The organism is Geodermatophilus sp. SYSU D01036 (genome assembly GCF_054050435.1).
In genome coordinates this window covers 1-9319 of record NZ_JBJGZJ010000049.1, presented here as the reverse complement: position 1 = coordinate 9319, position 9319 = coordinate 1, and the positions used below count along the sequence as shown (strand labels likewise).

General features: G+C 77.7%; 11 protein-coding genes. 1 reads left to right on the top strand and 10 read right to left on the bottom strand.

The features are described from left to right. Positions 1-137 precede the first annotated feature (137 nt). The 10 genes from ACI8AR_RS23660 to ACI8AR_RS23615 form a co-directional block, all read right to left on the bottom strand. Positions 138-623 (bottom strand): bifunctional nuclease family protein, encoded by a 486-nt coding sequence (locus tag ACI8AR_RS23660; RefSeq protein WP_387988177.1) that lies wholly within the window; start codon positions 621-623, stop codon positions 138-140. A 91-nt stretch (positions 624-714) separates the two neighbouring features. After that, on the bottom strand, positions 715-1377 hold the full coding sequence (gene ftsR / locus ACI8AR_RS23655; RefSeq protein ID WP_457053172.1) for a transcriptional regulator FtsR: 663 nt from the start codon (positions 1375-1377) through the stop codon (positions 715-717). A gap of 93 nt (positions 1378-1470) precedes the next feature. Continuing rightward, complete coding sequence (gene odhI, locus ACI8AR_RS23650; protein WP_456936009.1) at positions 1471-1989, bottom strand: oxoglutarate dehydrogenase inhibitor Odhl; 519 nt, start codon at positions 1987-1989, stop codon at positions 1471-1473. Positions 1990-2253: 264 nt separating this feature from the next. Beyond that, positions 2254-2658 carry a glycine cleavage system protein GcvH gene (gene gcvH, locus ACI8AR_RS23645; RefSeq protein ID WP_456929622.1) on the bottom strand — a complete coding sequence of 135 codons (405 nt, stop codon included), beginning with the start codon at positions 2656-2658 and terminating at the stop codon, positions 2254-2256. A gap of 55 nt (positions 2659-2713) precedes the next feature. Next, positions 2714-3631, bottom strand: a complete 918-nt coding sequence (locus ACI8AR_RS23640) for a DUF881 domain-containing protein (protein ID WP_457053171.1) — start codon at positions 3629-3631, stop codon at positions 2714-2716. Further along, complete coding sequence (locus ACI8AR_RS23635; RefSeq protein WP_387988172.1) at positions 3628-3960, bottom strand: small basic family protein; 333 nt, start codon at positions 3958-3960, stop codon at positions 3628-3630. The genes ACI8AR_RS23640 and ACI8AR_RS23635 overlap by 4 nt, the downstream gene beginning before the upstream one ends. Positions 3961-3963: 3 nt before the next feature. After that, positions 3964-4827, bottom strand: a complete 864-nt coding sequence (locus ACI8AR_RS23630) for a DUF881 domain-containing protein (protein ID WP_457053170.1) — start codon at positions 4825-4827, stop codon at positions 3964-3966. Between the two features lie 56 nt (positions 4828-4883). Continuing rightward, on the bottom strand, positions 4884-5618 hold the full coding sequence (locus tag ACI8AR_RS23625) for a CDP-alcohol phosphatidyltransferase family protein (RefSeq protein WP_457053169.1): 735 nt from the start codon (positions 5616-5618) through the stop codon (positions 4884-4886). A gap of 118 nt (positions 5619-5736) precedes the next feature. Then, positions 5737-7803, bottom strand: a complete 2067-nt coding sequence (locus ACI8AR_RS23620) for an elongation factor G-like protein EF-G2 (protein WP_457053168.1) — start codon at positions 7801-7803, stop codon at positions 5737-5739. Positions 7804-7928: 125 nt separating this feature from the next. After that, positions 7929-8816: a PP2C family protein-serine/threonine phosphatase gene (locus tag ACI8AR_RS23615; protein ID WP_457053167.1), complete on the bottom strand. Its 888-nt coding sequence runs from the start codon at positions 8814-8816 to the stop codon at positions 7929-7931. Between the two features lie 170 nt (positions 8817-8986). On the opposite strand from ACI8AR_RS23615, the gene ACI8AR_RS23610 reads away from it, so the two are divergent. After that, positions 8987-9196 (top strand): hypothetical protein, encoded by a 210-nt coding sequence (locus tag ACI8AR_RS23610; protein ID WP_457053166.1) that lies wholly within the window; start codon positions 8987-8989, stop codon positions 9194-9196. Positions 9197-9319: the final 123 nt, after the last annotated feature.

Here is a 9319-nt window from a genome sequence, read left to right as displayed (position 1 = left end):
CCCGTGTCTACGGACGGGTTCCCGGAGTCGGCCGGCCCGCCACCCCGCGCCCCCCCCCCCCCCCCCCCCCCCCCCCCCCCCCCCCCCCCCCCCCCCCCCCCCCCCCCCCCCCCCCCCCCCCGCCCCGGGATCGGGTCTCAGGCGCCGCCGGAGCCGGAACCGGCGCCGAAGTCCTCGGGCGAGATCTGGTCGAGGAACTCGCGGAACTTCTCGACCTCGTCCTCCTGCTCGTCGGGGATCTCGATCCCGACCTCGTCGAGCAGCTCCTCGGCGCCGTAGATGGGCGCGCCGGTGCGCACGGCCAGGGCCACGGCGTCCGACGGGCGGGCGCTGACCACCCGGTCGTCGCCGAAGTCCAGCTCGGCGATGTAGATGCCGTCGCGCATCTCGGTGATGTTGACCGCCTCGAGGGTGGCGCCGAGGGTGCGCACGACCTCGCGGAGCAGGTCGTGGGTCATCGGCCGCGCCGGCCGCACGCCCTGCTGCTCGAACGCGATGGCGGCGGCCTCGACCGCGCCGATCCAGATCGGCAGGTACCGCTCCCCCTGCGTCTCCTTCAGCAGCAGGATCGGCTGGTTGCCGGGCAGCTCGACCCGGACCCCGACGACTCTGAGTTCCTGCACGGTGTTGCTCCTCAGCTGCGGCGGTACGGGGAGGCGCCGGTGCGCGGTGACGGACGGCCGGTCCGGCGGCTGGGTCCACCGTACGCCGGACTCACGGGCGCAACAGGTCGCGCAGTCGCGCCTCCAACAGCGCCCGGTGCAACTGCGCCGACAGCGCCGCGAGCTCGGTCAGCTGCTCGGTGGCGCGGGCCCGCGCGTCCTCCGAGCGGGAGCGCAGCACCGGCGCGAGCAGCTGCTCGACCAGTGCTGCCTCCCGCTCCGCGCCGGTGCGGAACACCCGCAGGTGGCGCGGCTCGATGCCGTGCCGGGCCAGCCCCGCGGCCGCCCGCGCGACCGGTAGGTCGCCGGCCGGGTGCCGCCCGTCGGCGTCGGGGACGAGCAGCCCGAACTGGACGTAGTCGCCCAGCTGGGCCGGCGTCAGCCCGGCCGCCGCGGCGAACGCGGCGGCCGGCATCGGCCCGGATGCCGCAGGCAGGTCCCCGTCCGGCCGGAGCTCCTCCGGCACGGCCGGGGCGGCCGGGTCCGGCACCGGCTCCCCGCGGTCGAGCGCGTCCAGGTGCTCCTTGATGACCCGCAGCGGGAGGTAGTGGTCCCGCTGGGCGGTGAGCACGTAGCGCAGCCGGTCGACGTCGGCCCGGGAGAACTTCCGGTACCCCGACGGCGTCCGCTCCGGGGAGACCAGGCCCTCGGCCTCGAGGAACCGGATCTTGCTGATGGTCACGTCGGGGAAGTCGTCGCGCAGGGCGCCCAGCACCGCCCCGATGGTCAGACGGGGGGTGCGGGCGTCGGGCGCGCCCTCCCCGGACGCGCCGGCGGGCGCAGAACGCAAAGGATCAGCGCCCCGCTGTCAGCGGGCGGCGGGCTCGCCGGTGCGCGGGCCGGTCAGGTAGACGAGGCGGAACTTGCCGATCTGCACCTCGTCACCGCCGGACAGGGTCGCGACGTCGACCGGCTCGCGGTTGACGTAGGTGCCGTTGAGGCTGCCGACGTCGTGCACCGAGAACCCACCGCCCTCGCGGTGGAACTCCACGTGCCGGCGGCTGACGGTCACGTCGTCGAGGAAGATGTCGCTGTCGGGGTGCCGGCCGGCGGTGGTGACGTCCTGGTCGAGCAGGAACCGGCTGCCGGCGTTCGGGCCGCGCTTGACCACGAGCAGGGCGGACCCGGCGGGCAGGGACTCGACCGCCCCGGCGTGCGTGTCGGCCGAGGGCTCGGCGGCCTCCGGGACGTCGCCGGTGTCCTCGCCGCCGACCTTGGGGATGACGCTCGTCGACTCCCCGACGCGCTCCTGGGAGAGGGCGGCGCCGCACTGCGCGCAGAAGCGACTGCCCTCGGGGTTGTCGTGGCCACAACGAGTGCAGTGCACGTCTGTCTCCTCCGGTGCAGGGGGCACCGCCGCGGGCGTGGGGTCCTGCCGCGGGCGGCCGGCGGACGACGGCACCGGACGGTGTCGTCGCGGGTCGGCCGCCGTGCGGGGCACGGCGGGCCGTTGGTCATGGAACCAGCGGTGGTCCCGGGGGTCAACCGGACGCCGGGGCGGTGTCACAGCTGTCCCACGGGGCCGTCGAGAGCCCGTTCCCAGGGGCAGCATAGTGATCGTGCCCGGCCGCCCGAGCGGCCCGGGGGGTGGTCAGGACGCGTCGACCAGCGCCTGGTAAGCGGCCGCGTCGAGCAGGCCGGCGGTGGGGTCGCCGCCGTCGCCGGCCACGGTGATCTCGACCAGCCAGCCGGTCCCGTAGGGGTCGGCGTTGATGGTCTCCGGGGCGTCGCCGAGGGCCTCGTTGACCGCCGAGACGGTCCCGGCCACCGGCGAGTAGACGTCGGACACCGACTTGGTCGACTCGACCTCGCCGATCGGGTTGCCGGGGCCGACCTCCTCCCCCACCTCGGGCAGCTGCACGAACACGATGTCGCCGAGCGCGTCCTGCGCGTGGTCGGTGATGCCGACCCGGACGACCGTGCCCGCCTCCCCGCTGCCCTGCACGAGCGCCCACTCGTGCTGGTCGGTGTAGCGGCGGTCGTCGGGCGTGCTCATGCGGTGTCGTCTCCAGGGAGTCGGGGGGATCGGGCCGGGGCCCGCGGGACCGTGCTCAGTCGCCGGTGTCGGGCTGAGCGTATTGAGGCTCGTCGAGCGGCCGCAACGCGTCCACCACGACACGGTCGCGCTGCTCGATCTCGACGCTGCCGCCCTGCCGGCCGACCCGGTCGACGACGCCGCCGGGGATGCTCATCGCCGTCTGCAGGTCCTGCGGGGAGCCGATGACGACGACCTCGTAGGGGGCGCTCACCGCCCGCCCGTCGACCTGCAGGGCGCCCGGCACGCCGGTGACGGCGGTGGAGACGCCGATCCGCACGCCGTCGATCTGCATGGTCTCCGCGCCGGCGCCGCGCAGCTCCTGGATGGCGTCGAGGAGGTCGGCCACCCGCACCTGCGCCTCGGGGTCGCGGATGGTCATGACCAGGCCCGGCCCCTCGGCGGCGACGGTGCCGTTGAGGACGGCCAGGGCGTCGGCGCGCTCGTTGGCGTCCTCCAGGGCGGCGGCCGAGCGGCTGTCGGTGTCGGACAGCTCGCGCAGCGCGCTGCGCTGGTCGGCGATCTGGGCGCGCAGCCGCTCCTCCTCGAGGTCGAGGTCGTCGAGGATCGCGACGAGCTCCTCCTCGCGGGCGCCCTCGAGCGCCTGGCCGGTGCCGGTGCTGCGCACCTGCACCGCGATCGCGAAGCCGAGCAGCAGGGTGAGGACCCCGATCAGCAGGCCGGCGACCACCCGCTGGCGGCGGCGCCGCGGGGCGGCCGGCGCCTGCGCGGGGCCGGGGGACCCCTCCCCGGCGGGCGGGTCCGCGGCGGGCTCCGTGGCGGGCTCAGGGGCGTCGTCGGCCGGGGTGGTCCCGGCGGCCCGGGCCTCGGCGGGGCCGGCGTCGGTGACCTCCGGCCCGGCGTCGTCCGGGTCGTGCGGCAGCGGGTCGGGCGGCAGCGGGTCGTCCCCGGCAGGCCGCGGGGTGCCGCTCATGCCCGGAACAGGTGCCGGCGGATGGCCGCGGCGTTGCCGAAGATGCGGATGCCGAGGACGACGACGACCGCCGTGGACAGCTGCGCGCCGACGCCGAGCTGGTCGCCGAGGAAGACGATCAGCCCGGCGACGACGACGTTCGACACGAACGAGATGACGAACACCTTCGCGTCGAAGATCCCGTCGAGGCGGGCGCGGGCGCCGCCGAACACCGCGTCGAGCGCGGCGACCACCGCGATCGGCAGGTAGGGCTGCAGCCACAGCGGGACGGTGGGGTCGAGGACGAGGCCGAGCGCGATGCCGACGGCCAGGCCGATGACGGGGATCACCGCTCAGTCCCCCGTGCCGCCGGTGGCGGCGTCGGCCGGGGTGCCGGCGAAGGGCACGGCGGAACGCAGCTCGGGGACTCCCCCGGCGGGAACGGACAGCTCGTCCTCCTGGGCGAACTCGAAACGCAGGCCGTAGGTCTCCGAGATGACCGCCAGGGCGTTGACCTCGGCACTGGCCAGGAACCGGGCCCGGAGCTCGTCCGGGTCCCCGATGGCGCTGACGCGGTAGGGGTTGGTGACCGGGCGGAAGTCCACGAGGACCGCCTCCCCGGCGAAGCGGATCGCGGTGGTCGGGCCCAGCCGCTGGCCGTTGATCGACACCGCCTCGGCGCCGGCGGACCACAGCGCGTTGACCACCAGCTGCAGGTCGCCGTCGCGGACGTCGCCGCTGCCGTCGTCGCCGGTCCCGCCGACCGGGTCGGCGTCGGCGTCGGGCTCGGCGTCGGCCAGGGTGACCAGCAGGCCGGGGCCGGTGACCGGGTCGAGGCCGGCGGCGAGCTCGGCGGCGTCGAGGGCGTCGATGGCCCGCTGGCCGACGGTGCTGGCGGCCAGCGCGTCGTCGCGGGCGTCGGCGACCCGGCCGCGCAGGTCCTCCAGCTCGGCGGCGAGGTCGTCGGTGCTGGCGGACTGGACGCCGATCTCCTCCACCAGCCGGGCGCGGACCTCGTCCTGGCCGGCCTGTCCGGCGGCGGCCTGGTGGTAGGTGACCGAGAACAGCAGCCCGGCCAGCGCCATGGTCAGCGCCACCGCCGGCGCGCCGAGCCGGCGGCGCGGCGGCGGGGCGTCCCCGGCGCGGGCCTCGGCGGCACGGGCGTAGGCGGGGTCCAGGGTCTCGGCGAGCACCTGGTCCAGCAGCGAGGCGCCCATGGAGCGCATCCCGCCGCGGGCCGGCGGGGCCGGCCGGGGAGTCGGTCGGGTCGCGGTCACGGCGCCGGGCGGGCCGGCGCGCCCGCCCCGGACCGGGCCGTTCCCCGGGCCAGCGCCCGCTCGGTGCGCACGATGCCGGCCACCTGGACGACGTAGAGCACGCCGGCCAGCACGTAGAGCACGCCGCCCCAGATGGTGAACGCGTAGGCGAACGGCTGGACCCACGCCAGCCAGGCGCCGGTGGCGTCGTCGGCCAGCAGCAGCAGCGGGAAGGCGTAGAGCAGGTTGAACGTGGCCGCCTTGCCCAGGTAGTGCACCTGCAGCGGCTCGTAGCGGTGGTGGCGCAGGACCAGCAGCATCAGGCCGAGCACCACCTCGCGGCCGACGAGCACCGCGACCACCCAGAGCGGGACGACGTCGCGGAGCACGAAGGCGATCAGCGTGGCGATGATGTAGAGCCGGTCGGCGGCCGGGTCCAGCAGCGCGCCGAGGCGGCTGGACTGCCCGAGCACCCGGGCGAGCTTGCCGTCGGCCCAGTCGGTGACGCCGGAGACCATGAGCACGACCACGGCCCAGCCGTCCTCCTGCGGGCCCAGCAGCAGCCAGAGGAACAGCGGCACGCCGAGCAGCCGCAGCACCGACAGGGCGTTGGGGACGGTCCACACCCGGTCGGGCAGCTCGTTGCGGTCGGTCACCCGGCCCACACCCGCGTCCGGCCCCACCACCGCGCCCGCCATCGACCCCGGTCCCGGGGACGCCGGGACGGCCGACGGCCCCTGCGACGTCGTCACTGCTCCTCCACCCCGCTGCACACCGTGCCCGAGGCTAGTCGACGGACCCCGCCGTTCCCCGCCACGCGCAGGCTCGTGGCGGGGACCTGCAGCAGGGACCTGCAGCGGGGGCCGGGCGCTACGCCGGGACGAGCAGCGAGGCGGGGGCCGGCTCGTGGCCGAGCGGGCGCCGGCTGAAGGAGCCGGTGCCGTGGCTGACCGAGCGCAGCGCCCCGGCGTAGCCGAGCAGCTCCATCTCGGGCACCTCGGCGCGGACGGTGGTGCGGTCCCGGTCGGGGTCGGCGTCGCTGCCGGTCACCCGGGCGCGGCGGGAGGACAGGTCGCTCATCACCGCGCCCACGTGCTCCCCGGGCACGACCACCTCGACCTCGCACCACGGCTCGAGGACCTTGGTGCCCGCGGCGGCCGCGAGCTCGCGGACCGCCAGCGCCCCGGCGGACTGGAAGGCGGCGTCGGAGGAGTCGACCGAGTGCGCCTTGCCGTCCACGAGGACGAACGCGACGTCGACCAGCGGCCGGTCCTCGTGCACGCCCTTGGCCGCCTGCGCGCGGATGCCCTTCTCGACGCTGCCGTGGTACTGGCTGGGCACCGCCCCGCCGACCACCCGCTGCTCGAAGGTGATGCCCGACCCCGGCGGCCCGGGCTCGGCCTCGACCACGACGACGGCGTACTGCCCGTGGCCGCCGGACTGCTTGACCAGCCGCCCGGTGGCCTTCGCCGGCGCGGCGAGGGTCTCGACCATCGGCACCCGCACCGGGACGGTGGTCACCGCCACGCCGTGCCGGGTGCGCAGCCGCTCGAGCAGCACCTCGCCGTGGGCCTCCCCCACGCACCACAGCAGCAACTGCCCGGTGTCGCGGGAGCGCTCGACGCGCACCGTCGGGTCCTCGGCGGCCAGCCGGGCCAGCGCGGGGCCGAGCCGGTCCTCGTCGCCGCGGGAGGCGGCCTCGACCGCGACCGGGTGCTGCGGCACCGGCAGGTCCCAGGGCGGCACCAGCCGCGGGTCGCCGGGCGCGGACAGGGTGTCACCGGTCTCGGCAGTGCTCAGCCGGGCGACGGCGCACACGTCGCCGGCCGGGCAGGCGGCGACCGGGCGCAGCGCCGAGCCGAGCGGGGAGGACACCGCGCCGATGCGCTCGTCGGCGTCGTGGTCGGGGTGGCCGCGGTCGGCGCCGCCGTGCCCGGAGACGTGCACCGGGGTGTCGGGGGTGAGGGTGCCGGAGAAGACGCGCAGCAGGGAGACCCGGCCCAGGTAGGGGTCGGTCGTCGTCTTGACCACCTCGGCGACCAGCGGGCCGTCGGGGTCGCAGGTCAGCGCGGGGGCCTTGGAGCCGTCGGGGCGGGTGACCGGCGGGCAGCCGTGCTCGGCGGGGCTGGGGAAGCCGTGCACGATCAGGTAGAGCAGCGCGTCGAGGCCGATGCCCAGCAGCGGGGCGGCGCACAGCACCGGGTGGAAGTGGCCGCGGGCGACCGCGGTGCCCAGGTCGGCCATCAGGTCGCCCTGGACCAGCTCGTCGCCGGCGAGGTAGCGCTCCATGAGCGCCTCGTCCTCGCTCTCGCCGATGATCCCCTCGATCAGCTCGCCGCGGAGCCGCTCGGCGTCGGGGGCCTGCGCGCCGGGCTCGAGCAGGTTGACCACGCCGCGCACGGTCCCGTCGGGCGCCCGGTCGACGAGGTGGACCGGGTACACCCCCTCCCCGAGCGCCGTCTGGCACAGCCGCACGGTCTCCTCGACGTCGGCCCGGGCGCGGTCGAGCTGGGTGACGACGACGGCGCGCGGCATGCCGACCGCGGCGCACTCCTCCCACAGCTGCACGGTGGTCGCGTCGACGCCGCCGACGGCGGAGACGACGAACAGCGCGGCGTCGGCGGCGCGCAGCCCGGCCCGCAACTCGCCGACGAAGTCGGGGCTGCCGGGGGTGTCGAGCAGGGTGATCCGGGTGCCGTCGTGCTCGACGGTGGCCACGCCGAGGGTCACCGAGCGCTGCTGGCGGACCTCGACGTCGTCGCTGTCCAGGCAGGTGGTGCCGTCCTCGACCCGGCCGGCGCGCACGAGCGCGCCGGTGGCCACGAGCAGCGCCTCGGCGAGGGTCGTCTTGCCGGCGCCGGCGTGGCCGACGAGGGCCACGTTGCGCACCCGGGCCGCCTCCCGCGGCTCCGGCGCCGGGACGACGTCCTTACCCACGGCGGCCGCCGGGCCGGTCGCTGTCCTGGACGGGGATGCGCACGGGGACCTCCCGGGCTCGCGGGATGTGGTGTGCACCACACCCTGCCCCCGGACGCGCGGGCCGGGCAAGTCCCTGCCGGGACTCAGTCGGCGGCGGTCCCGGCGGCCGAGCCGACGGTGACCTGGACCGTGCTCGCGGCCCACCCGGCGGGGGTGACGTCGCCGACGGCGGCGGTCACGTCGTCGCGGGTGCCCGCCGCCAGCGCGGCCATGACCAGCCGGGCGGCGGCGGCCGCGGGGCGCCGCTCGGCGGCGAGGACGCGCCGCAGGGTGGCGGCCGGGACGACGCCGGACAGCCCGTCGGAGCACAGCAGCAGCCGGTCGCCGGGCTCGGCGCGGACGGCGACCAGGTCGGCCCGGCCGGGGTCGGCCGAGCCGCCCAGGGCGCGCAGCAGCACCGAGCGCATCGGCGAGGCGGCGGCCTCCTCGGGGGTCAGGTCGCCGGAGTCGACCAGCGCCTGCACCAGCGAGTGGTCGGTGGTGAGGCGGGTGAGGACGCCGGCGCGCAGCAGGTGGGCGCGGCTGTCGCCGACGTGCGCGACGACGACCCGGCCGTCGCGGGTGAGCACGGCCGCCGTGCAGGTGGTGGCCATGCCGGCCAGCGCGGGGTCGGCCGCGGCGGCCGCGCGCACGGCGGCGTCGGCGGCGGCGAGCGCGTCGGCGAGCCCGGCGTCGGGCGCGGCCTCGGTGCCGTCGGCGCGGGCGGCGGCCGCGCGCGCGACGACCTCCTCCACGGCCAGGCGGGCCGCGGTGGCCCCGCCCCGCCCGCCGCCCACGCCGTCGGCGACCACGAGCAGCGCGGGACCGGCGGACCCGGCGTCCTGGTCGGCGCCGCGCGGGCCGGCGAGGGAGACCGCGGCGGGGTCGAGGACCAGCCGGTCCGGCCCGGCCCCGTCCGGCGGCGGGACCCGGCGCCCGCCGGGCGCCTCGGCCGCGGGGAACCACGGCAGCGGCATCGACGGGGCGGTCACGGGCGACAGCATGGACCGCAGCACGCGGTTCCGGAGGGTGACGGCGCGCGCCGCCCTCCGGCGTGCCCGCGGCGACCGGCGGCGCCGGCCGCGTCCCGCGGTGCCCGTCCTTCCCCGCGCAGCGCGAGGTCGGGCACCGCGCGGTGGGGCCGGGCCGGGAGACTGGGGCGGTGACGAGCGCGACGGGCGGGCACGCGGCCGGGCGGGACCAGGAGAGCAGCCGGGCGCACGCGGTGCCGCGGGAGGCCGCCGACGGGCCGCCGCCGTGGGTGGCCGCGTGCGGGACGCCGGTCGCCGTCGTCCAGGGGGCGTGGCACGGCCGGCGCGGGCTGGGCTCGGACGACGTCTGCCCGGAGTGCCGGCGCCTGGTCCCCGCCTGAGGCGTCCTGGCTCACCGCCGCGGGGGGGGGGGGGGGGGGGGGGGGGGGGGGGGGGGGCGGGGGGGGGGGGGGGGGGGGGGGGGGGGGGGGGGGGGGGGGGGGGGGGGGGGGGGGGGGGGGGGG